Origin of the sequence: Tardiphaga sp. 37S4 (genome assembly GCF_021044645.1) — a bacterium.
GTDB classification, from domain to species: domain Bacteria; phylum Pseudomonadota; class Alphaproteobacteria; order Rhizobiales; family Xanthobacteraceae; genus Tardiphaga; species Tardiphaga robiniae.
Map to the genome: position 1 here is coordinate 3,490,498 of NZ_CP088008.1, position 21,733 is coordinate 3,512,230.

At 62.5% G+C, this 21,733-nt stretch carries 18 protein-coding genes and 1 other RNA gene; 8 read left to right on the forward strand and 11 right to left on the reverse strand.

All coding sequences use genetic code 11. The features are described from left to right. Positions 1 to 62: 62 nt before the first annotated feature. Genes LPB73_RS16650 through rsmH form a run of 3 tightly spaced genes read right to left on the reverse strand, consistent with a single transcriptional unit; the run spans position 63 to position 3,201 of the window. Entirely contained in the window at positions 63 to 1,826 is a 1,764-nt protein-coding gene (locus LPB73_RS16650; RefSeq protein WP_231077580.1) for a peptidoglycan D,D-transpeptidase FtsI family protein, read from the reverse strand. Further along, complete coding sequence (gene ftsL, locus LPB73_RS16655) at positions 1,823 to 2,203, reverse strand: cell division protein FtsL (protein ID WP_089267351.1); 381 nt, start codon at positions 2,201 to 2,203, stop codon at positions 1,823 to 1,825. The genes LPB73_RS16650 and ftsL overlap by 4 nt, the downstream gene beginning before the upstream one ends. A 2-nt stretch (positions 2,204 to 2,205) precedes the next feature. Further along, positions 2,206 to 3,201, reverse strand: a complete 996-nt coding sequence (gene rsmH, locus LPB73_RS16660; RefSeq protein WP_231077581.1) for a 16S rRNA (cytosine(1402)-N(4))-methyltransferase RsmH — start codon at positions 3,199 to 3,201, stop codon at positions 2,206 to 2,208. A 512-nt stretch (positions 3,202 to 3,713) separates the two neighbouring features. On the opposite strand from rsmH, the gene LPB73_RS16665 reads away from it, so the two are divergent. Beyond that, on the forward strand, positions 3,714 to 4,565 hold the full coding sequence (locus LPB73_RS16665) for an N-acetylmuramoyl-L-alanine amidase (RefSeq protein ID WP_089267353.1): 852 nt from the start codon (positions 3,714 to 3,716) through the stop codon (positions 4,563 to 4,565). On the opposite strand, the gene LPB73_RS16670 is transcribed toward LPB73_RS16665, so the two are convergent. Then, on the reverse strand, positions 4,562 to 5,821 hold the full coding sequence (locus LPB73_RS16670) for an RNA polymerase sigma factor (RefSeq protein WP_231077582.1): 1,260 nt from the start codon (positions 5,819 to 5,821) through the stop codon (positions 4,562 to 4,564). The genes LPB73_RS16665 and LPB73_RS16670 overlap by 4 nt on opposite strands. Positions 5,822 to 5,825: 4 nt before the next feature. Then, positions 5,826 to 6,176, reverse strand: a complete 351-nt coding sequence (locus LPB73_RS16675; protein WP_068732310.1) for a YciI family protein — start codon at positions 6,174 to 6,176, stop codon at positions 5,826 to 5,828. Between the two features lie 199 nt (positions 6,177 to 6,375). Between LPB73_RS16675 and rnpB the strand changes: the two genes are divergently transcribed. Continuing rightward, an RNA gene (rnpB, locus tag LPB73_RS16680) (RNase P RNA component class A) lies at positions 6,376 to 6,810 on the forward strand. Positions 6,811 to 6,890: 80 nt separating this feature from the next. On the opposite strand, the gene LPB73_RS16685 is transcribed toward rnpB, so the two are convergent. The 5 genes from LPB73_RS16685 to LPB73_RS16705 form a co-directional block, all read right to left on the reverse strand. Further along, positions 6,891 to 7,619 carry an alpha/beta hydrolase gene (locus tag LPB73_RS16685; protein ID WP_231077583.1) on the reverse strand — a complete coding sequence of 243 codons (729 nt, stop codon included), beginning with the start codon at positions 7,617 to 7,619 and terminating at the stop codon, positions 6,891 to 6,893. 95 nt (positions 7,620 to 7,714) lie between these two features. Then, complete coding sequence (locus LPB73_RS16690; RefSeq protein WP_256461197.1) at positions 7,715 to 8,674, reverse strand: helix-turn-helix domain-containing protein; 960 nt, start codon at positions 8,672 to 8,674, stop codon at positions 7,715 to 7,717. A gap of 207 nt (positions 8,675 to 8,881) precedes the next feature. Beyond that, entirely contained in the window at positions 8,882 to 10,684 is a 1,803-nt protein-coding gene (locus LPB73_RS16695; RefSeq protein WP_231077585.1) for an ABC transporter ATP-binding protein, read from the reverse strand. 402 nt (positions 10,685 to 11,086) lie between these two features. After that, entirely contained in the window at positions 11,087 to 12,670 is a 1,584-nt protein-coding gene (locus LPB73_RS16700; RefSeq protein ID WP_231077586.1) for a DHA2 family efflux MFS transporter permease subunit, read from the reverse strand. 14 nt (positions 12,671 to 12,684) lie between these two features. Next, a complete protein-coding gene (locus tag LPB73_RS16705; protein ID WP_231077587.1) occupies positions 12,685 to 13,917 on the reverse strand; it encodes an HlyD family secretion protein in 1,233 nt (410 codons plus the stop codon). 185 nt (positions 13,918 to 14,102) lie between these two features. On the opposite strand from LPB73_RS16705, the gene LPB73_RS16710 reads away from it, so the two are divergent. Beyond that, a complete protein-coding gene (locus LPB73_RS16710; protein WP_068732302.1) occupies positions 14,103 to 14,735 on the forward strand; it encodes a TetR/AcrR family transcriptional regulator in 633 nt (210 codons plus the stop codon). 9 nt (positions 14,736 to 14,744) lie between these two features. Here the strand turns inward: LPB73_RS16710 and LPB73_RS16715 are convergent, their stop codons facing one another. Next, positions 14,745 to 15,995 (reverse strand): extensin family protein, encoded by a 1,251-nt coding sequence (locus LPB73_RS16715; RefSeq protein WP_231077588.1) that lies wholly within the window; start codon positions 15,993 to 15,995, stop codon positions 14,745 to 14,747. Positions 15,996 to 16,461: 466 nt separating this feature from the next. Here LPB73_RS16715 and LPB73_RS16720 point away from each other — a divergent pair, with 466 nt between their 5' ends. The 5 genes from LPB73_RS16720 (at position 16,462) to LPB73_RS16740 (ending at position 21,673) form a co-directional block, all read left to right on the forward strand. Beyond that, entirely contained in the window at positions 16,462 to 17,472 is a 1,011-nt protein-coding gene (locus tag LPB73_RS16720) for an ABC transporter substrate-binding protein (protein WP_089267360.1), read from the forward strand. A gap of 2 nt (positions 17,473 to 17,474) precedes the next feature. Further along, positions 17,475 to 18,278 carry an ABC transporter ATP-binding protein gene (locus tag LPB73_RS16725; RefSeq protein ID WP_231077589.1) on the forward strand — a complete coding sequence of 268 codons (804 nt, stop codon included), beginning with the start codon at positions 17,475 to 17,477 and terminating at the stop codon, positions 18,276 to 18,278. A gap of 1 nt (position 18,279) precedes the next feature. Then, positions 18,280 to 19,134, forward strand: coding sequence for an ABC transporter permease (locus tag LPB73_RS16730; RefSeq protein ID WP_231077590.1), 855 nt, complete (start codon positions 18,280 to 18,282; stop codon positions 19,132 to 19,134). A gap of 218 nt (positions 19,135 to 19,352) precedes the next feature. After that, complete coding sequence (locus LPB73_RS16735) at positions 19,353 to 20,048, forward strand: L,D-transpeptidase (protein ID WP_089267363.1); 696 nt, start codon at positions 19,353 to 19,355, stop codon at positions 20,046 to 20,048. A 74-nt stretch (positions 20,049 to 20,122) separates the two neighbouring features. Beyond that, a complete protein-coding gene (locus LPB73_RS16740; RefSeq protein WP_231077591.1) occupies positions 20,123 to 21,673 on the forward strand; it encodes a DUF4403 family protein in 1,551 nt (516 codons plus the stop codon). The last annotated feature ends 60 nt before the right edge of the window (positions 21,674 to 21,733 follow it).

Consider the following 21,733-nt stretch of genomic DNA (forward strand, 5'->3'; position numbering starts at 1 on the left):
ATCGGGTTCCGCAACGCCACGCAAACCGCATTTTGCACCGGCTGTAAAGCGCAGATGCGGCGTTACTGAGTCACCTTGGATGTCGCAAGAATAAGGCGGTCGGACGGCGCCAGATCGAAGCGCGGCTCAAGCCCCAAAAGCGGCGCGATACGGGCGATCACATTGCCCCCCGTCGGCACCGCATTCCAGCCCGAGGTGATGAAACCATGGGTTTCCGGCAGCGCCTTCGGCTCGTCCAGCATCACCAGAACCTGGAATTGCGGATTGTCCATCGGCAGCACGGCGGTAAAGGAATTCAGCACCTGCTTCTTGGAATAGCGGCCGTTGACGACCTTCTCGGCCGTACCGGTCTTGCCACCGAGATAGTAACCCTTGGCCCTGGCTTCGGCCTGCCGCGCCGAACCGGTCTCGGCATTTAGGCGCATCATGTAACGCACCTTGTCGCTGGTCTCTTTCTTGATGACGCGCTTGCCGATCTCCCGCGCTTCCTCTTCGGTGCGCTTCAGGAAGGTCGGCGGGATTAGCAAACCGCCATTGATCATCGCATTGACGCCCATCACCGCCTGCAGCGGCGCCACGGCCATACCGTGACCGAATGCGATGGTGATGGTGTTCAGTTCACCCCAACGTTTCGGCACGATCGGCATCGCGCTTTCCGGCAGTTCGGTGCGCAGGCGATCAAGCTGGCCGACTTTCTTCAGGAACGCCTTGTGCGCTTCGACGCCCTGCCCGAGCGCGATCTTCGCAGCACCGACGTTTGACGAAAAAGTGAAGACTTCGGTGAGCGAGATCGGACGCGGCACCGGATGGGTGTCGTGGATCTTGAACTTGCCGTAACTGAGCGGATAGCGCGCGTCATACATCGTATTGAGATTGGCCTTGCCACTGTCGAGCGCCATCGCCAGCGTCAGCGTCTTGAAGGTCGAGCCCATTTCATAGACGCCGGTGGTCAGGCGATTGATGCGATCGGGATCGTGCGCTTCCTTGGGATTGTTCGGATCGAAGTCAGGCAGCGAGACCATGGCGACGATCTCGCCGGTCTTCACGTTCGACACCAGACCCGACGCCGCCTTGGCGCTGTACTTCGCCTTGGCCTTGAGCAGTTCGTCACGCAGCGCATGTTCAACGCGCAGGTCGACGGCGAGCTCGACCGGCTTCTGCAGACGGTCGGATGCGAAGCCCGCGCGATGCAGATCCGCGAGGCCATTGCTGTCTAGCCATTTCTCGATCCCCGCAATGCCCTGGTTGTCGATATTAGTCAGGCCGATCAGATGCGAGACCGCCGCACCGCTCGGATAGACGCGCTTGTTCTCGCGCAGGAAGCCGATGCCCGGAATGCCGAGGCGATGAATGTCGCGCTGCTGCTGCGGCGTGATCTCGCGCTTCAGCCAGGCAAAGCCCTTCTTGCTCATGATCCGCTCGCGCACTTCGGCGCCGTCGAGATCAGGCAATGCGCCAGTGAGCAATTCGACCGCTTCGTCCTTGTCGATGATGCGGCGCGGCTCCGAGAACAGCGACGGTGACTTCACGTCGGTCGCCAGGATCGCGCCGTTGCGATCGACGATATCGGGACGTGCGGTCGCGATGGCGTCACGCGTGGAGCGGCGCTCGGCATGGGTGTCGCCGTTGACGGCGAACATGATCAGACGCACGGCAATGATGCCGTACACACCGCCGAACGCGATCATCGCAAGACCGACGCGCGCGCGTGCCTTCGCCGCACGATCGACGTTGCGCCCGTAGAGCAGACTGCGGATCAGACGCTGGCGCCAGGGCTCCGGCGGCCGGGTGATCGGTTTGTTCGGGTCGAGTTGCGGACCTGTCACTGCGGATCCTCCGGCGCCGGCAGCGAACCGGTCACGATATCCGGATCGATGGTGTGGATCATCGCGCCGATCGGATCGGGCTCACCGGGCTTGGCAAAGTTCGGCGGCCGATCCGGCAGGTTCTTCATCGTGTCGAATTGCTGCGCCGTCACCGGCTGCAGCTTGAGATGACGTTCGGCCAGACCCTGCAGCCGCATCGGCGCATCCAGCTTGGCCCATTCGGCACGCAACGACGCGATCGCATCGCGCTGTTCGCGAATATCGGCATGCAGGCGCAGCACCTTCTCGGTGCGCACCGTGGATTCCATCTTGATGCGATAGACATAGGCGGCGGCGAAGACGAGAACGGCGATGACGAGAAGGTGGATGATCCGCATGGTCAGCCTCCCCTCATCACAGAGGCAAGCGTCGGCCAGCCCGGCAACGGGCCGGCATCCTGTGCCGGCGCATCGGTGCGCTCGGCGCCGCGCAGCTTCGCAGAGCGCGCGCGCGGATTGGCCTTGAGTTCTTCGTCGCCAGCAGTGATCGGGCGCTTGTTGACGAGCGAGAAGCGCGGACGGGATTGCGCGACCTCCGGCAGATGCCGCGATCCGCCGCCGGTCTTGCTGCGTTCGGTCATGAAATTCTTGACGATACGGTCTTCCAGCGAATGGAACGAGACCACCGACAGCCGGCCGCCCGGCTTCAGCACGCGCTCGGCGGCGGCGAGCGCGGTATGGAGTTCGTCGAGCTCTGCATTGACGAAGATGCGTAGCGCCTGGAATGTCCGCGTCGCCGGATGGATTTCGCCGGGCTTGGCCCACACGACCTTCTGCACGATATCGACGAGCTGTTTCGTCGTTTCGATCGGCGCTTCCTTGCGCGCCGCGACGATCGCGCGCGCAACAGAGCGGGAGTGCCGCTCCTCGCCGAAGATATAGATGATATTGGCAAGATCGGCCTCGGACGCCTTCGCCACCACATCGGCCGCGGTCGGCCCGTGCTGGCTCATGCGCATGTCGAGCGGGCCGTCGAAACGGAAGGAGAAGCCGCGTTCGGCCTGATCGATCTGCATCGACGAGACGCCGACATCCATCACGACGCCATCGACCAGCGGCTCGCCCTGCGCAGCACACACATCGGCGAGATTGGAGAAGCGATCCTCGACCAGCGTGAGACGGCCGTCAGATGCGTCGACCAGATCGAAACCACCCGCGATGGCGGTCCGGTCGCGATCGATGGCGATGACGCGGGTTCGCTCGGTCGCGAGAATGGCGCGGGAATAGCCGCCTGCGCCGAATGTGGCATCGACATAAATACCACCGGCGCGCGGGCTCAGCATGTCGACGGCTTCAACGCCGAGAACGGAGATATGTCTTGTATCGGGCGTGCTCATGCGCGCGCCGGCCGGAGGCGTGCAGACAGCGCGTTCCGTTCCTTCGCATCGAGGCGCAAAATCAAACTGGACACGAACAGGCCCATGTCGCCTCAACTGTCGGCGCGCCGCCTGGCTTTTCCTCCTGAAAAGCCCGGTCGCCGCGCGATTGCGGGTTCCATTCGACGCACCACCCGCGTTTGGCGCGGGAAAGGCCGGACGTCCGCATGGATTTGTCGGGATTGCCATGGGATTTGAACGTCAAAATGGAACTTTGGCCACCCTTTTCAGGTTGGCTCTTCACCACTCAGTAACGGCACTTAGCGTTAAGAAAGCGTTGATGGGTTGGAGAGCAGTTGATCAATTGCAAGTGCCGGTTTCATCGTAGTGCTGATGCTTTAAGCCCACAGTGGATAAAAATGGGGCAAAACTGTCATGCAGTCGTTGCATAGCAAGGTGCCGGTCGAGGATAGTACGCGCCTGCGGCGCAACCGATATGTGCCACTGTTCTCGTGACTGATTTGAGTTTTCTGATGGCTTCACCTACGTCCGCACCCGCTGGATCCGACTCCAAGCGTCAACGCGCCCTCCCGATTCCCAAGGGCGCCGCGGACATGCCGACCTTTACCCCGGATTCATCCGTCGTTTCCGACGTGATCCCGTCGCCGAATTTCGGTGACCGTAACAAGGGCCTCGTGCCCGACATGATCGTGCTGCACTATACCGGCATGCCCGATCCGGAAGGCGCGATCGCGCGCCTGTGCAGCGCGGGCACCGATGTCTCTGCGCATTACATCGTGCTCGAGGATGGACGCATCGTGCAGACGGTGCCGGAAGCCAAGCGGGCCTGGCACGCCGGCGTCGGTTTCTGGGCCGGCGAAGAGGACATCAATTCCTGCTCGATCGGCATCGAGATCATCAATCGCGGTCATGACTGGGGCTATCCGGATTTTCCGAGCCGGCAGATCGCCGCCGTCACAGCACTCTGCCGCGGCATCATGCTGCGTCATGACCTGCAGCCGCATCGCGTGCTCGGCCATTCCGACGTCTCGCCCTCGCGCAAGAAGGATCCCGGCGAAAAATTCCCGTGGCACTCGCTGGCCAATTCGGGCGTCGGACACTGGGTGATGCCGGCGCCGATCGTGCGCGGCGAAACCATGAAACTCGGCACTGCAGGCGACGACGTACTGGCGCTGCAGCATGCATTGGCGCGCTATGGCTACGGCATCGAGACCGATGGCCAGTACAATGCTCCGACCATGGAAGTGGTCACCGCCTTCCAGCGCCATTTCCGTCCCGAGCGCGTCGACGGTCTCGTGGATCACTCGACGCTGACCACGCTGCAGGCCCTGCTCGCCAGCCTGCCCAGCGAAGCGACAGCCTAGATCTCCGGATCGGTCATCTCGTCCAGCTCAGCCAATCGGCGCGCGTAAAGCCGACGCAATGGCTCAAGTTGTGTGGCCGCACTGGCCCGATGATACGCATCGCGGGCGGCATCGCGCCGGCCAAGACGGCGCAACAGGTCGGCGCGCACCGCCGGCAGCAGATCGTAGCCGTCGAGCCCGCCCCTCGCCTGCAATGCGTCGACCAGATTCAAGGCACGCAGCGGACCATCGACCATCGCCACCGCGGCGGCATGGTTGAGCTCGATCACCGGCGATGGCCTGATCCGCAGCAGAACTTCGTAGAGCCCAGCGATCTGCGGCCAGTCGGTGGCTTGATAGCTCGGCGCCTGCGCATGCAGCGCCGCGATCGCGGCCTGCACCACATAGTCATCGGGTCGGCCCGGAGCGTGCAATGCGTCCTCGACCAGCCGCAATCCCTCGGCAATCTGTTGGTGATCCCACAGCGACCGATCCTGCGCTTCCAGCAGCACGATATCGCCATCCGCCGTCGCACGACCGGAGCGGCGCGCGTCGTGCAGCAGCATCAGCGCCAGCAGGCCTTTGATCTCGCGTCGCTGCGGCATCAGCGCATCAAGCAAACGAGCCAGCCGGATTGCTTCTCGCGCCAGGTCCGGCCGCATCAGATCGTCACCTGACGTGGCAACGTAGCCTTCGGTGAAAACCAGATAGATCACGGCCAACACGCCACGCAGGCGCTGTTCGAGCGCATCCAGCACAGGCACTTCATAGGGAATTCCGGCGATGCGGATCTTCTGTTTGGCACGCACCAGACGCTGCGCCATGGCGTCTTCGCCGATCAGAAACGCCCGTGCCACCTGAGCGGTGCTCAATCCACAGACGGTTCGCAGCGTCAGCATCACCTGCACCTCCACGGCGAAAGCCGGATGGCAGCAGATGAAAATCAGCCGCAACATGTCGTCGTCGAGAACGGCGTCATCACAGCGATCGTCATTTGCGCACGCATTCAGCAACAGCTCGTGCGTCACCTGTTCCTGCTTGTCGCGAAACGAGACCAGACGCCTGACACGGTCGATCGCCTTGTTGCGCCCGACATTGACAAGCCACGCACGCGGGTTTGCCGGCGGCTCGGCGGTTGGCCATTTTTCAAGCGCAACCGCGAAGGCATCCTGCAACGCATCTTCAGCCAAATCGAAATCGCCGACGAGGCGGATCAGCGTCGCCAGCGCGCGACCCGCCTCGTTGCGAAAGATCCTGTCGATTTCGGCCAGCGTCATGGTGTCAGTTATAGACCCAGATCGGCCGCACCTCGATCGAACCGACCCGCGCACTGGGAATCCGCGCCGCAATCGCCAGTGCGGCATCGAGATCCTTGGCGTCGACCAGATAGTAACCAGCGAGCTGTTCGCGCGTCTCGGCGAACGGACCATCGGTGGTGAGCATCTTGCCGTCGCGCACCTGCACCGTGGTCGCTGTGGTCGTCGGTTGCAGCCGGTCACCGGCCTTGAAATTGCCGCTCTGGACGATGGACTGGGTGAACGCGCCATATTCCTCAAGCATCTTCTTGCCTGTGGCGGCGTCCATTTTCGCGTATTCGGCTTCGTTCTGGTAGATCATCAGCAGATACTGCATTGCGTTCTCTCCTCTTGAGCGGCGCATTCGCCGTGACATGGGCATGATCGGGTCCGAAAACTGGTTGCCACTTTCCGGGATCATGCGGTCAGTCGAACGAACCGGCAGCAGAACGACATCTTCAGGATAATTTATTTTGGCAAAGACTGCGCGCGTTCCTGGCTTGACGCCACGGCCCTGAGCCTCCATGCCTGTGCCGTCAGTCGGCTGGACGGCCGCTCCCGCTACGGTCGAAAGGCTGCGGGAGAGGAAAGTCCGGGCTCCATCGACATACGGTGCCGGATAACGTCCGGCGGGGGTGACCCCAGGGAAAGTGCCACAGAGAACGAACCGCCTCGCCTCCCTCCGCAAGGAGTTGGTGCGGTAAGGGTGAAAAGGTGCGGTAAGAGCGCACCGCGTATCCGGCAACGGAAACGGCATGGCAAACCACACCGGGAGCAAAACCGAATAGGGACGGCAAAGCAGTCAGTTCGCTCACCTTGAGCGATAACACTGCGGGGCAATGTCTTGCTCGCTGTCCGGGTAGGTTGCTTGAGGCCATAGGCAACTATGGTCCCAGAGGAATGGCCGTCACGTATCGCCGGTGCAAATCGGCGATGCCCTACAGAACCCGGCTTACAGGCCGGCTGATAACTTTCTGAACAACGAAGGGCCCGGCGCAAAACGCCGGGCCCTTCGCCAGTTTTGGCGCCGATGACCGCACCGAAATCTGCTTCAGTCCCGTCCTGCCTGAATGATCGCCTCTGCGAGGCGTGCAGGATTGCTGAAGAACATTTCATGGCTCCCCGGACATTCGACCAGCCGAAACAGACCAAGACGTTCGGATAGTCGGGGATGCCATGGCAGGCTGTGTGGCAGCGCAATGTCCTGCTGACAATTCACGTAGGATTTCCCGACCGCAAGTTCGGCGAGAGGCTTGCTCAGCGAAATCTTGTCGGTGAATGTCTTGTAGGGATGCGGATTGAGTTGCTCATAGGCCGACTTCGCCAGTCCGAAATCGGCATCGTTGATAAAAGCGTCACGCCAGATTTCGAACGGCAGCATCACCGCGTTGTTGTTGGCGGCAGCGATGGAATCGAACAGGCCAAGGTAATGCGGGGGCACCATGTCGTTGAGCGACTGTCCGTCCAGCGGAACGAAGGCGTTGACATAGACCAGCCGCTTGATGCGTTCTGCCATACGGTCCGCGACGCCCGAAATCACCATGCCGCCATAGCTGTGTCCGACAAGGCGTATGTCCCGCAGATCTTCCTTCTCGATATAATCCGCGATCGAAGCGATAGCCTGCGCAAGCCCAACTGTGCTGCGGTCGTCATTCGCGTTGTTGCCAGCGACCGTCGGGCAATGAACTACATGCCCGCTCGCCCGCAGATGACCGGCGACCGCGTCCATCTCCTTCCCCGTGTGCCAGGCACCGTGAACCAGGACGTATAGATCTGCCATGCAATCCTCCCGATGTTTCCCGAACATTCATAATCACCGACATGCCGGGCAGATGGCCGGATTGTGCCAGCCCAATCGACGATTTGCGTCACAGGCTATCGTCGGCGCCTGAACTCGCCGGGTGTCACCCCCAGATATTTGCGGCACTGGCGGATAAAGTGTGATGGATCCGTCAGGCCGACCTTCTGGCCGATGCCACCGATACTCACACGGTCGAAGCGCGGCTCGGCCAGCATCTTGCGGGCCATTGACATGCGGCAGTCGGCAAGCAGCCCGCTAAAGGTCACGGACGCGCTGGCGAGACCGCGATGCAGCGTGCGCTCCGAGATTTGCAGTTGCGCGGCAATCGACGCTGCAGTGAGGCCGGGCTCGGCATAGCGTTCGCGCAGAGCGCGACGAATCCGATCAATCAGCGCGGCCGTGCCAGACGTCTCCGTCGGCGACTGCGTCACATCGCCTTCCAGTGTCAGAGCCAGCAGGGCTCCCAATTGATCGACGAGGAGAGACGCCGGCAGCGGACTGCGAACGGCCAGTTCCGGTGACCATTGCCGGACGAAGCCGCTCAGTGCCAGTCCCCAGCCAGACTGTCCATCAATCACCCGGCCAAGATGCTGCTCGGGCGCGGTAAGCCAGCGCTCGACCCAACCCATCGGCAGCTCCAGCGAAATCGTGTCCGACGTCACCGGAAAATGAAATTCATAGGGGCGCCGCGAATCCACCAGAAGAAGATCATGGGGGCGCAACATCGCCGTTCTCTCGCATTGCGTGGCCGACCAGTTCCGGTCGGTCTTGCAAAGCAGATAGTAAAAACTGGACTGGCCGCGCGCGATGGCGCGTCTGGTGCGATAGACATGCTGGGGATCGCCTCGAACTTGATTGACCCCAATCACATCGAGCTGCCCGCGCTGAAGTTCAGACGCAAAGCTCGCGGGCGCGAGGCTGGCGATATCCATCTCCAGAAAGCCTTCGCAGACAGCGGAAATCCAGTAATCCAGCCGTCGTTCCGGCTCGACGAGAGCAGTCGACCATGTCTGAATGTCCGGCGAGCAATCCATCGTCGAGCCCCAATACGGTCTATACTGGTCGCAGGATCGACAGAGTGTTGCGCAAAGCAGGAACTGTCAACGACATCCGATTTTGCGACGACGGGCGTCACCGTGCGGGTGTCGCCACGATCGGCTCGCCCACGGGGGACGAACGCATTCACGACATGCGCCAAAATGCGAACGAGGGCCAACGGCGGCCCCCGTTCCTTCCTGATATCATTCCGCGGCGGCGGTGCGATCGAGATCCAGCACCTGCCGTTCGAACAGGCCGCGATAGATGCCACCCGGTCGCGCTGTGAGCGTGGCATGGGTGCCCTCTTCCGCGATATGCCCGTGATCGAATACCAGAATGCGATCGAGGCTGCGCACCGTCGACAGGCGATGCGCGATCACGATCGAGGTGCGGCCTTTCATCAGCCGCTCCATCGCCTCCTGGATCAACGCCTCCGACTCTGAATCGAGACTCGATGTCGCCTCGTCCAGAATCAGCACCGGTGCATCCGCCAGGAACGCACGCGCCAGAGCGACACGCTGCCGCTCGCCGCCCGACAGTTTCACACCACGCTCACCGACCAGCGTGCCGTAGCCTTTCGGCAGCCGGGTGATGAAGTCATGCGCATTCGCCAGCCGCGCCGCCTGTTCAATCGCCGCCATGCTGGCGCCGGGCCGGCCATAGGCGATGTTGTCGGCCAGCGAACGGTGAAACAGGATCGGATCCTGCTGCACAATCGCAATACGACTACGCAACGATTCCTGCGTGACATCGGCGATGTTCTGACCGTCGATCATGATCTGACCACCCGACACATCATAGAGCCGCTGGATCAGCTTCACGAATGTCGTCTTGCCGGAGCCCGAACGCCCGACCAGACCGACGCGCTCGCCGGCGCGGATGTCGACCGACAGCCCGTCATAGAGCGGCGTGGCATGACCGCCATAGTGGAACGTCACATCGTCGAACAGGATGCGCCCGCCGGTGATCGCAATCGGCTGCGCATCCGGCGCATCGGCGATGCCGAGCGCGACATCATGAATCGCGACAAGCTCCTCCATGTCGTTCACCGAACGCTGCAGGTTGTTGATGTGCATGCCGACATCGCGCAGATAGCCGTGAATGACGACATAGCTCGTCAGCACATAGGTGACATCACCGGCCGTGGCCTGTCCGTCCAGCCACAGCCACAAGGCGCCGCCGATCACCGCCGTGCGCACGCAGAGGAGCACTGCGAGCTGCACCGTGCTCGTGGTGTTGTAGCGATACCATGTGCGCGCCACGCGCACGCGCCAGCGGCCGATCACCTGCCCCAGCCGACCGTCCTCACGGCTTTCCGCGCCGAAGGATTTCACCACGGCGTTACAGGTCAGCGCATCGGCCAGCGTACCGCCGACCTTGGTGTCCCATGCATTCGACACGCGCGCGGCCGGCGCTATGTAACGCGTGGAGAACCACACGGTCATGGCGATATAGACCACCGTACCGACGGCGATCACGCCGCCCAGCGCCGGCCAGTGCCAGCCGAGCAGCAGCATCGAGCCAAGCAACACCACCAGCGACGGCAGCAGCGCCATCAACAGCGTGTCATTGAGCAGATCGACCGCCCACATGCCGCGCGTGACCTTGCGCACCGTGGAGCCCGCGAAGCTGTTGGCGTGCCAGTCGGTCGAAAAACGCTGCACGCGCGCGAAGGCCTCGCGCGACAGATCCGACATGATGCGCAGCGTGAACGGGACGATGGCGTGGATGCCGAGCAGCCGCAGCAACATCGACATCGCGCCAAGCGCCACGATGGCGCCGAAGGCTGTGAGTGCCGCCTGCCGGGCCACCGGATCGGCACCGCCTTTGGTGACGGCATCGACCAGTTGCCCGGAGAATAGCGGCATGAACAGATCGGCCACCGTTGCGCCGAGCAGACCGACAGCAACTGTCGCCGCGCGTCCGGGCTGCCGGAACCAATGCCGGATCACGAAAGGGATCACCACGCGGATGGCGGCGGCGCGGTCCTTCGATTTCAGAGTCATGACTTCATCCGGCAGCGCCCCTGCGCAGACCAGCTCCATGGTTTGACGCGCAACGGCCAGACCGAGCGCGAGCGTCCTAAAAGTACAGAAACGGGAAAAATCAGAATGGTCGGGACATCAGGCCCGACCGGCAGAGGCGGAAACCGGGGCTTACCGAGCCCGCATAAACCCGCATGCGTGCACCGAACCGAGAATTCCGGAGAGCAGATCAATCGACTTCATGCAGACTCTCCCTCGGGTTCGAGCAATGGAAGGTAATTTTATAGATGTGCCGCCGACTTTTGGCAACATGATGGCCGGCTTCAATCGCTGATTGGCGATAGAACCGCTCCAGCCGCTCTAGCTTTTTGTTTTGACGCGTTTTCTTGACGCGAACCGGCATCCACTTCGCTCGAAAACGCTCTAGTGTCCGCCGCCTGCAGCCGCGGGATTGCTGGGCTTGTTCAGCAGCATCACCATGAGGCTGAGACCGACATAGAACACCGACAGCGCGAAGAACGCGTCGCCAAAGCTCATCACCACGGCCTGACGATGCACGATCTGCGACAGCTGCTTCATGGCCATGCGCGACGCGTCGCCCATGCCTTGGAACTTCTGGGTGAACATATTGAGCATTTCGACCGCCTGCGCATTGCCCCAGGTGACCTTGTCGTGCAGCCGGGTGATGTGGAAGTCGGTGCGGTGATCGAGCACGGTGTTGATCAGCGCGAGGCCGAGCGCCCCGCCAAGGTTGCGCGTCAGGTTGAACAGGCCGGAAGCGTTCTTCAGCATCTGCGGCGCCAGCGTGCCGAGCGCGATGTTGTTGATCGGCACCATGGCCATCATCATGCCGATGCCGCGCAGGATCTGTGGCAAGAGCAGTTCGTAGAAATCGAAATCGCGCGTAACCCATGTCATCTGCCATGTGCCCGCAGCGAACAGCACCAATCCCGCCATGATGAGATAGCGCATGTCGATCTTCTGCATCAGACGCGCCACCAGCGGCGCCGTCAGGAACATCGCCACGCCCGAGACGAACATGGTCTCGCCGATCATCAGCGCGCTGTAGCCGCGGATCTCCGCGAGATAACGCGGATAGAGATAGGTCAGGCCGTAGAGCCCGATGCCGACGCAGAATGAGAACAGACAGCCCAGCGCGAAATTGCGATCCGTGAAGGCACGGATGTCGACGATGGGCTCCCGCGCCGTCAGCACGCGCCAGAAAAATGCGATGGCCGACAGCAGGCAGATCACCGCGAAGATCGCAATTGACGTGTCCTGGAACCAGTCGTTACGCGGCCCCTCTTCCAGCACATATTCCAGCGAACCGAGGAAACCCGCCATGAAGCCGAGGCCCCACCAGTCGAAATGATCGAGCAGTTCGAAATGCGGCTCGTCGAAATCCACCAGCGCGAGCACGCCGATGGTGATGCCGATGCCCGGCACCACGTTGATGAAGAACAGCCAGTGCCATGACAGCGCATCGGTGATGTAGCCGCCCACCGTGGGTCCGATGGTCGGCGCCAGCGTCGCGACGAGACCGATGATCGGGCCGACGATGTGGAATTTGGAGCGCGGAAACACCGTATAGGCCGAGGCGAACACCGTCGGGATCATGCCGGCGCCGAGGAAACCCTGGATCGCACGCCACAGGATCATCTGCTCGATCGACGAGGTGAAACCGCACATCAGGCTGGCGAAGGTGAATCCGGCGGCGGAGATGGCGAACAACAAGCGTGTGCCGAGCGCGCGCGAGAGGAAACCGGACAGCGGGATCGCGATCACTTCCGCGATCAGATAGGCCGTCTGCACCCAGGAGACTTCGCTGGACGACGCGGACAATCCGGCCTGGATTTCAGACAGCGAGGCCGAGACGATCTGGATGTCCAGGATCGACATGAACATGCCGAACACCATGATCAGAAACGCGATCAGGCGTTTCGGCGCGACATAGTCCGCAGCCGGAGCGGCCGGCGGTGCGCCTGACACGGTGGTTGTCGTGGACATCTGCTTGCCCTGACTTAGCGCGCGGGCTCTGCACCCGGCTTGGTATTGACGCGGACATAGACCGACATGCCGGCGCGCAGCAGGTTTTCCTTGGCGACGTCAGCCGGCACCCTGAGACGTACAGGCACGCGCTGCACGATCTTGGTGAAGTTGCCGGTGGCGTTATCCGGCGGCAGCAGCGTGAATACCGAGCCGGCGGCCGGCGCGAGGCTTTCCACCGTGCCTTCGATGGCGCGGCTGCTATCGGCATCGAGCTCGATCGAGACCGGCTGACCCGGCTTCAGGCGGCGCAGCTGCGTCTCCTTGAAATTGGCATCGATATAGACGTCGTTGAGCGGCACGACATTGCCGAGACGCTGGCCGGCGCTGATGAAATCGCCGGTCGACACGAGGCGGTTCGAAAAGATGCCATCCACCGGCGACTTCACGGTGGTGAAGTCGAGATCACGCACGGCCTTGTCCAGCGCGCTCTGCAATTCGGCGAGCTGCGCACGCGCTTCGTTCTGCTGCGCCTTTGTCACTTCGACGCTGCTTTTGGCGGAGTCGACGGATGCCTTCGCGGCCTTGACGGCAGCCGAGGTCTGATCACGGTTCGACTGCGAGGTCTCGTAGACCGAGCGCGAGGCAAAACCCTGCTTGCTCAGCGTTTCCTGACGGTCGAATTCAAGCGAGGCGCGATTGGCAGCCGCATCGGCCGATGCGAGTTGGGCCTGCGCCTGCTCGACGGCGCTTTCCTGCGCGCCGACCTGACGGCCGATCCGTTCGATGGTGGCCTTCTGGGTGTCGATCTTGCGCTTGGCGGCATCGACGGCGATGCGATAGTCGCCGTCATCGATCCTGAAGATCACCTCGCCGGCCTTCACCGCGACGTTGTCGCCCGGCAGGATCTGCGCGATGTGGCCCGATACGCGCGCACCCAGCGTGGTGTTGCTGGCGCGGACATAGGCGTCGTCGGTCGAGACGATGAAGCGGCCGACCAGATAATAGTTCACGCCATAATAGACGCCTGCGACGGCGAGCAGCGCGCCGACACCGAGCAGCACTTTTTTCTTCTTGCCGGATTTTGGAGCAGCGGTCTGCGCGGTCGCGGCCGGTGCTGCTGTGGCGGGCTGTTCAGGTGCGGGCGCATCCGCAGGACCGCGGGCTGCGGGTTCATCCGCTGCGGGCGACACGACGCGTACCGGCGCGCTGTCAGTCTCGCCTTCGGGGCGAATGATACGGGCAGCCTGGTCGCGTGGTCCGGCCATTCCGGCCTCCTCAAACGTGAGAATGCGGACACCATCGGACATGCCGGGTCCCCGCTTGCTGCGGCAATATGTAAATTGACCGAACGGTTCGGTCAAGATAGAGTTTGGTCAGTTCATCACGATTTCGCGTTATTCCGGTTTCATCGCGGGCGATATCCCGCTGATTCATCGAACAGGCTGAACGAATGGTTGCCTCCCACCCTGCCCCCCTCTCGCCTGTCGGCGAGGAAGACAGCGCCAAGCGCCGCCAAATTCTCGACGGTGCGCGAAAAGTCTTCCTGGATCTGGGCTTCGACGGCGCCAGCATGGGCGAGATCGCACGTGCCGCCGGCGTCTCCAAGGGCACGCTCTACGTCTATTTCACCGACAAGAGCGCGCTGTTTGAGTCGATCGTCGAGCAGGAGAAGCTCGAGCAGGGCAAAGCTGTCTTCAATCTCGATCCGGAACGCGATGCTGTGACCACGCTCGGCGAGTTCGGCCGCGCCTATATCCAGTTGCTGTGTCGGCCCGGCGGCGGCTCGGCGATCCGTACCGTGATGGCCATCGCGGAGCGCATGCCCGATGTCGGCAAACGCTTTTATGAAGCGGTGTTGGCACACGCGATCCGGCAGGTCGCGACCTATCTCGATGCCCGCGTCGCTGCGAAGGAACTGGAAATCAAGGATACCGAACTGGCCGCCGCGCAATTCATGATGTCCTGCCAGGCGACGCTGTTTCAGCCCTTCATCTTCCAGGCCAAGCCGACACCGACGCGCGCGGAGATCGACAAGGTCGTCGACAGTGCGGTGCGGATGTTCCTCGCGGCCTACCGCATCTGACGCGCTAGCTTATTCGTTCTCGTAGAAGTCCTCGTCGTCAGGCGATTTGCGCGTCGACTTCTTGGCCGTGCGCCCGATCGAGCCGGTCACGCCGCCGTAGTCATTGCTGTTGCGCCCGGCATAGGGATTGCGACTTTGCGCGCGAGCGGCAATCTCCTCGCCCGACACGGCCGCCGGCTGACAGATCACCGGGCGCTTGGGCCGGCGCATCAGATCCACGTGAATGTGATCGTAGTGATAGACGTTGGAGCCCGGCGCCAGCACGGTGTTGAAGACTTGGCACGCGCCGCCCTGGATGTCGCGCAGGAAGCCCTGCTCTTCCGGCATGCCCTTCCAGCCTGCCTTCACCGAGACACTGCGACCATCGGCGAGGACGAAGGCGGAGATATCGAGCGCATTGCCGAACGCATGCTCGGAAATATGCGCGCGCGAATTGCCGTTCATGCCGCGGCACGAATAAGCGGAGATCTGCTTGATCTCGGCGACGCGGACGCCGAACCAGCGCATCGCTGCCGGCTGCACGGACTCCGCGAGCCACTTGTCGAGTGCCGAGACGATCGGACAGGCCAGCGTCGCCGTCGGTTTCACGACGACGGGGCCGACCGAGCCCGTGACATTGCCCTGTCCCGGTCCAAGACGCTGTGGGGCATAGTCCTGCGGCGGCTGGCTCTGCTGCACACCTGAACTATAGCGGCCGTAAGGCGCGCGCGGCTGCTCTTGCTGCGGCGCGCGCATCGTCTGCGGCGAACCTTCCGGCGGCAATTCGATTTCGTCTTCATTGTCCGGCGGCACGCCCGGCGCGTTTAGCGAGATCGGTCCGTTATTGGGTGCGCCGCCGTAAGAGGAACCGCCATAAGATGGCTGCTGCGGCGCGGCAGCTTGCGGATAGGAATTCGGATAGCTGCTGGCGGGGCGCGCCATGGCTTGTGGCTGCTGCTGCACCGGCCAACGCGGCTGGCTTGCACCGCTAATGCCGCCAGGCGGCCGCAAGGTTTCATCGGCAAAACCATAGCTGCTGCTGGCCTCGCCGAGGGCTGCGACCTTCAAGGGAAATTCAGCGCCGCAGACACCGGGCCCGGAAATCGGGTTGATCCGAACGAGATCAGCGCCCTCTTTCACCGTGCCGGATTTGAGACATGCGACTTCTGCCTCGGCACGCCATGGTTCACGTTCCTGGGTCTGAAACAGACCGCGTCCGCAACCCGCAAGCGAAACAAGGACGACGGAGCCGACGAGATACAAACGAACTCTGCGCGTCATTCGCGCAAGGTGGTCGAAATGTTTTAAAGACTCTTCAACGCATTGAATTCACGTTTGATTTACCATGTTGCCGACGCTCGTACCGCTACGGCAGCAGTTGGTCGACTTCCTTCTCTTTTCTGCGGGAACGGACTGCCAGCTTTCGCGTTACTCCGCGCGACAACGTCAAAGGGAGGGTTCCCATGACTATGTTCGGCCAACTGAGCGTTGTGGCCGCCTATGCGGCAATCGCCTTCGTCGGCGCTATCGTATTTGGCGTGCTGTAGAGCCCTAATCCCATGAAGCTTTCTCACCTATGGCGTCCGCTCTCCCGAGCGGGCGCTTTTTGCTGTTGTGACCTGCCAATAGCCGATTGACAGTTTGACGCAGGCCTTGCCTGATGCCCCCGTTGCGAGCGCTTGCGCGTGGACCGGGATGACCGCCCGCGCAGTAGACCAGCGCCAAATTCAGAAGTCAGGAAACGTCCATGCGCAAATTCTTTGCCGCAACCATTGCGGCTGTATCACTCGCCGCTGCACTTGCAGCCCCCGCTGCAGCGCAAACCCCGATCAAGATCATGGTTGGCGGTATCGACAAGCAGATCTATCTGCCGGCGAAACTGGCAGCGCAGCTCGGCTTCTTCAAGGAACAGGGGCTCGACGTCGAACTGTTCAACTCCACCTCCGGCTCGCAGGCGGCGACCGCTTTGCTCGCCCGCGAAGTGCAAGGCGTGGTCGGCTTCTACGATCACACCATCGACCTGCAATCCAAGGGCAAATTCATCACCTCAGTGGTGCAATTCGCGATCGCGCCTGGCGAAGTCGTGCTGGTGAAGGCCGCCGATGCGGACAAGCTGAAGGATCCCGCCAACTGGAAGGGCCAGGCGCTTGGCGTCACCGGCCTCGGCTCTGCCACCGACTTCCTGACCCGCGCGCTCGCCGCCAAAGCGGGGCTGAAGATGCAGGACTACACGCTGGTGCCGGTCGGCGCCGGCGATACGTTCCTCGCTTCCATGCAGCAGGGCAAGATCGTTTCCGGCATGACCACGGAGCCGACGGTGGCGCGCGCGGTGAAGAACGGCACGGCCAAAGTCGGCATCGATCTGCGGACGCCGGAAAGCACCCGCGCTGCACTTGGCGGCGATTATCCGGCCGCGTGTCTCTATATGGACCGCGCCTGGATGGAAGCGAACAAGGAGACGGCACAGAAGGTCGTCAATGCCTTCGTGAAGACGCTGAAGTGGATGAATACCCACTCGCCCGAGGAAATCGCAGCTCAAATGCCGAAGGACTATTATGCCGGCGAACTCGATCTCTATGTGCAGGGTCTGCGCGAAGGCAAGCCGCAATACTCCGTGGACGGCATGATGCCAGCGGGTGCGCCGGAATCGGTGCTGAGCGTGCTGAACAGCTTCTCGCCCAACCTCAAGGGCAAGACCATCGACCTCGCCAAGACCTACACCACGGATTTCGTGGTCAAAGCCAACGCGACGAACTGAGCATGTCAGCAATTGCATCGCCCTCCGCCGTCGCGCTGAAGAACGTCGCGCGCCGCTTCGTCACGCCTTCGGGTGACGTTCTCTCCGCGCTGGAGGATTTCGACCTCACCATCGCGCCCGGTGAATTCATGGCCGTGGTGGGCCCGACCGGCTGCGGCAAGTCGACGACGCTGGGACTGATCGCCGGCCTCGCCCGCCCGCAAGGCGGCGAAGTCACATTGTTCGATGCGCCGGTGACCGGTGTTGATCGGCGCGTTGGCTTCGTGTTCCAGCAGGATGCAGTGTTTCCGTGGCGCGACGTGCTCGGCAATGTCATGGCCGGGCCGCTGTTTCGTGGCGTGGCGAAAGACAAGGCAGAGGCCACCGCGCGCGACTGGATCATTCGTGTCGGCCTGAAGGGCTTCGAACATCATCATCCGCATCAGCTCTCCGGCGGCATGCGCAAGCGCGTGGCGCTGGCGCAGACTTTCATCAACAATCCGCAGGTGCTGCTGATGGACGAGCCATTCTCCGCGCTCGACGTGCAGACCCGCGAACTGATGCAGGAGGAATTGCTGCAGCTCTGGGCGCAGGCGAAATCGGCGGTGCTGTTCGTCACCCACGATCTCGACGAAGCCATCCTGCTCGCCGATCGCGTCGCGGTGCTGACCACACGACCGGCGCGCGTGAAGTCCGTCCACACCATCGACCTGCCGCGTCCACGCGATGTCGCGACGCTGCGCTACGACGAACGTTTCATCGCCATTGCGCGAAAGATCTCTGACGACCTGCGCGAGGAAGTGTTGCGCGCCCGGGCAGGACACTGACATGACCGAGACAACAGTGACCGCCCCCCTCGCCACTGACGGCCGCATCGAGACCGCCGTGCAGCGCCTGCGCCGCCATCAGCGCCTGGTGCTGGCGCTGCGGCTTGCCGTTCTCGTATTCCTGATCGGCGGCTGGGAATTCGGCGTCCGCCTCGGCGTGATCGATCCGTTCTTCTTCGGCCAGCCATCCGGCATCGTCACCAAGCTGATCGACTGGACCGAGAACGGCACCTCCATCGGCCCGCTGTGGAAGCAGATTTGGGTGACAATCTATGAGGCTGGCGCCGGCTTCCTGATTGGCTCCGCCATGGGCATCCTGTGCGGCATCGCGCTGGGGCGTAACCAACTGCTGTCAGACGTGTTCTCGATCTACATCAAGGTCGCGAATTCGATCCCACGCGTCGTGCTCGGCTCGATCTTCATCGTCGCCCTCGGCCTTGGCGCGGCATCGAAGATCGCGCTAGCCGTCGTGATGGTGTTCTTCGTGGTGTTCGCCAATGCCTTCCAGGGCGTACGCGAGGCTGACAAGAACCTGATCGCCAATGCACGCATCCTCGGCGCCAGCAACTGGCAGATGACCCGCGCTGTGGTGCTGCCTTCGGCGCTGTCCTGGATTCTCGCCAGCCTGCATGTCTCGTTCGGCTTCGCGCTGGTCGGTGCCATCGTCGGAGAGTTTTTGGGCGCCCGCGAAGGCATGGGCCTGCTGATCGCGACCGCACAGGGCTCGTTCGATTCCAACGGCGTGTTCGCCGCGATGATCGTTATCGCGATCGTGGCGCTGCTGGCCGAATGGATCCTGACCATGATCGAAAACCGGCTGCTGACCTGGCGCCCGGATACCACCGTTAACGAGTGACCACTGAAGCCCGGCGCGCTTGATTCAAATCAGCGCGCCGGCGGTCATTCCCGGTGCAACAATGTTGTCCGCCTCCCCCCGCGACGACACATTTCCCCGCCGCGACGAAACCGTTTTGCAGAATTGACGCAAATCTCCTGAAACGGCCGCTGGGTACATCTCCTGCCAACGAGGCGCCGAACGGGCGCTCATTCACAGGCGCTCAAACGGAGATTCCCATGATCACCCTCGCTTCTTTCGAACGAAAAATTCGCCGCGCTGCCGTCGCAATCGGCGCGCTCCTTGCCGGCGCATTCTCCTTTGCCCATCCGGCAGCCGCAACGCCGCTGCCGCTGTTTCCGTTCTTCATGGCGCCGCCGGTCCAGAGCGAGCCTGCGCCCTATGTGCAGTCGCCGCAGATGGATGACGAGCGCTCTGCCATCGAACAGCCCGCGCGCTTCAGGCGGCAGATCGTCAACTATCCGACCCGCGAGGCCGCCGGCACGATCATCGTCGATACGCCGAACACCTATCTGTATTACGTGCTCGGCAACGGTCAGGCGCTCCGCTACGGCATCGGCGTCGGCCGCGATGGTTTCACATGGTCCGGCGTACAAACCGTGACTCGCAAGGCCGAATGGCCGGCATGGACCCCGCCGGCTGAAATGATCGCACGCCAGCCCTATCTGCCACGCCACATGGCCGGCGGCCCCGGCAACCCGCTTGGCGCCCGTGCCATGTATCTCGGCGGCACCATCTATCGCATCCACGGGACCAATATGCCGGAGACCATCGGCACGCAGGTGTCGTCCGGCTGCATCCGCCTCACCAATCAGGACGTCTCGGATCTGTATTCCCGCGTCACAGTCGGCACCAAGGTCGTCGTGCTGCCGATGGATCGCCGTGCAGACAGCGCAAGCGGCAAGCGTGGCTAATCTGAGGCGCGGCTCCTAACTGGCGCGCGTCACCACAGCATTGTAATGTCCCCGCGTTTTCGAGCGGGGACATCATGCGTCTGAAACCAATTCTCATCGGCGCGGTGCTGGTCGCCGTCTTTTTCATGGTCGCACTCAAGGTGATGGACTATGTGGCTCCGCGCGGCACCGGATCGGCGCCGGTGCTGGTCGCATTGCCGCCACTGCCACCCTCACCCGCACGCAGTTCAAGCATCATCGCGCCGGTCGCCATTGCACTCACCGCGATCCGCGATGCCGCAGACCGCGGCGCACCGCGCAGCTTCAACGGCACGGCTGACAATCCCGTACAGCAATTGCTGCAGGATGCCGATATCAAGTGGACCGCCGCACGCGGTCCTATCGCGGCGACCGGCGCGCAGGACACGCTGACCATGTCCGCGCCGCTGACCGGCGCGCTCAATGTCACCGGCGCCATCTCGACGAATGTGCGCGATGCGCTGGGCGGCGCGCTCGGCAACCTGCTTGGCGGCAATGTTGCCAAGCAGCTTGGCAACATCAACATCAAGAACGTCAATGCCAATGCGGAAATCCGCGGCAATGTGGTGGTCTCGGCGCAGCCCCGGCTGACCCCGAACTGGCGGATCGACCCGAACCTGGCCGCGCAGGTGACACTCGGCGATACCAATGTCGCGGTCGCCGGTGCCCGCATCAATGTGCCCGCGCAGGTCAAGCCGATGATCGACAATGCTGTCAACGAGCAGATCATCGCCCTGCAGCAACGCCTGCGCAACGATCCCGCTTTCGAACAGAATGCCCGGCGCGAATGGGCCAAACTCTGCCGGTCGATCCCGCTGCAAGGTGCGAGCGCATTGCAGAACCTGTTCATCGAACTGAAGCCGACGCGTGCCGTCGCCGCCCAGCCGCGCATCGATGCCAGCAATTTGACGCTGACACTCGGCGTCGAGGCCGAAACACGCGTGACCTCAACACAGACGCAGCCAAATTGTCCGTTCCCCGCCACACTCGCCATCGTGCCGCCCGGCCCCGGCAAACTCAGCATCGGTGTGCCCGTGGACATGCCTTTCACTGAACTGAACAAGATCATCGAGGCGCAACTCGTCGGCAAGACATTCCCGGAAGACAATTCCGGCGCGGTCGCAGTGACGGTGAAGAAGGCAACTGTCTCGGCATCCGGCGACCGCCTGCTCATCTCGTTGCTGGTGAATGCCAAGGAGAAGCAGAGCTGGTTCGGTCTTGGCGGCGAAGCAACCGTCCATGTCTGGGGCAAGCCTGCGCTCGATCAAGCGGCACAGACGCTGCGCTTTACCGATCTGGAACTTGCCGTTGAATCAGAAGCGGCCTTTGGCCTGCTCGGCGCGGCAGCACGTGCAGCTATGCCGTTGCTCCAGAAGACGCTGGCCGAACGAGCGACCATCGATCTGAAGCCTTTTGCCTCGAACGCGCAAAAGAAGATCGCCGCCGTCATCGCAGATTTCCAGAAGAACGAAAACGGCATCCGCGTCGGCGCCGAGATCAGCAGCCTCCGCCTTGGCGGGATCGCCTTCGATTCCAAAACACTCCGGGTGATCGCGGAAGCCGATGGCGCCATCAATGTGAATGTGACGGCGTTGCCGGGGCTGTAGATTCAACGCGATGACGCGGTGAAGAGCGCACCCGCAAAACGGGCGCGCCCTTATCGTCAG

Bases quoted from the DNA above. Each gene is read 5' to 3' on its own strand.
- ftsL (WP_089267351.1), bottom strand. From the start codon at position 2,203: ATGCGGATCATCCACCTTCTCGTCATCGCCGTTCTCGTCTTCGCCGCC.
- rsmH (WP_231077581.1), bottom strand. From the start codon at position 3,201: ATGAGCACGCCCGATACAAGACATATCTCCGTTCTCGGCGTTGAAGCC.
- LPB73_RS16665 (WP_089267353.1), top strand. From the start codon at position 3,714: ATGGCTTCACCTACGTCCGCACCCGCTGGATCCGACTCCAAGCGTCAA.
- LPB73_RS16670 (WP_231077582.1), bottom strand. From the start codon at position 5,821: ATGACGCTGGCCGAAATCGACAGGATCTTTCGCAACGAGGCGGGTCGC.
- LPB73_RS16675 (WP_068732310.1), bottom strand. From the start codon at position 6,176: ATGCAGTATCTGCTGATGATCTACCAGAACGAAGCCGAATACGCGAAA.
- LPB73_RS16685 (WP_231077583.1), bottom strand. From the start codon at position 7,619: ATGGCAGATCTATACGTCCTGGTTCACGGTGCCTGGCACACGGGGAAG.
- LPB73_RS16690 (WP_256461197.1), bottom strand. From the start codon at position 8,674: ATGGATTGCTCGCCGGACATTCAGACATGGTCGACTGCTCTCGTCGAG.
- LPB73_RS16695 (WP_231077585.1), bottom strand. From the start codon at position 10,684: ATGACTCTGAAATCGAAGGACCGCGCCGCCGCCATCCGCGTGGTGATC.
- LPB73_RS16700 (WP_231077586.1), bottom strand. From the start codon at position 12,670: ATGTCCACGACAACCACCGTGTCAGGCGCACCGCCGGCCGCTCCGGCT.
- LPB73_RS16705 (WP_231077587.1), bottom strand. From the start codon at position 13,917: ATGGCCGGACCACGCGACCAGGCTGCCCGTATCATTCGCCCCGAAGGC.
- LPB73_RS16710 (WP_068732302.1), top strand. From the start codon at position 14,103: ATGGTTGCCTCCCACCCTGCCCCCCTCTCGCCTGTCGGCGAGGAAGAC.
- LPB73_RS16715 (WP_231077588.1), bottom strand. From the start codon at position 15,995: ATGACGCGCAGAGTTCGTTTGTATCTCGTCGGCTCCGTCGTCCTTGTT.
- LPB73_RS16720 (WP_089267360.1), top strand. From the start codon at position 16,462: ATGCGCAAATTCTTTGCCGCAACCATTGCGGCTGTATCACTCGCCGCT.
- LPB73_RS16725 (WP_231077589.1), top strand. From the start codon at position 17,475: ATGTCAGCAATTGCATCGCCCTCCGCCGTCGCGCTGAAGAACGTCGCG.
- LPB73_RS16730 (WP_231077590.1), top strand. From the start codon at position 18,280: ATGACCGAGACAACAGTGACCGCCCCCCTCGCCACTGACGGCCGCATC.
- LPB73_RS16735 (WP_089267363.1), top strand. From the start codon at position 19,353: ATGATCACCCTCGCTTCTTTCGAACGAAAAATTCGCCGCGCTGCCGTC.
- LPB73_RS16740 (WP_231077591.1), top strand. From the start codon at position 20,123: ATGCGTCTGAAACCAATTCTCATCGGCGCGGTGCTGGTCGCCGTCTTT.